Source organism: Streptomyces monashensis (assembly GCF_001866665.1).
Classification (GTDB): domain Bacteria; phylum Actinomycetota; class Actinomycetes; order Streptomycetales; family Streptomycetaceae; genus Streptomyces; species Streptomyces monashensis.
In genome coordinates, this window is the sequence record NZ_MLYO01000151.1 from 1 (window position 1) to 587 (window position 587).

At 70.5% G+C, this 587-nt stretch carries 1 protein-coding gene; it reads right to left on the reverse strand.

What is annotated here, in order from left to right; genetic code table 11:
- On the reverse strand, positions 1–587 hold a 587-nt coding region (locus BIV23_RS44775; protein WP_143079264.1), incomplete at both ends, for a ketoacyl-synthetase C-terminal extension domain-containing protein.

Consider the following 587-nt stretch of genomic DNA (forward strand, 5'->3'; position numbering starts at 1 on the left):
CGAAGTGCTGGCGGTGGCGGGTGGTGGTCCAGGCGAGGTCGGTGAGGGTGGTGTCGGGGTGCCGGGTGAGCCAGTGGGCCCACTGGCGGGCCTGGTCCCGTAGTGCCTGGGGGGTTCGTCCGGAGAGGACGACCGGTGCCGTGCCGTGTGTCGGGGCGGGGTGTGCGGTCGGCTGGGGGGTGGGCTGTGGTGGTTGTTCGAGCACCATGTGTGCGTTGGTGCCTCCGATGCCGAAGGAGGAGACGCCGGCGCGTCGGGGGCCCGTCCATGTCCGGGTGTCGGCGCTGATGCGCAGGACTGCCGGGTCCAGGCCGAGTTCGGGGTTGACGCGGTGGAAGTTGACGGTGGGTACCAGTTCGCCGTGGTAGACGCAGAGGGCTGCCTTGACGAGTCCTGCCAGGCCTGCGGCCACGTCGGTGTGGCCGATGTTGGACTTGACGGATCCGATCGCGCAGGGTTCGTCGCGGTCGGTGGTGAAGACCTCTTGCAGGGCCTGGATCTCGATGGGGTCGCCCATCGCGGTGGCTGTGCCGTGGGCCTCGACGTAGCCGATGTCGGCGGGGGAGAGTCCGGCGTCGGCGAGGGCG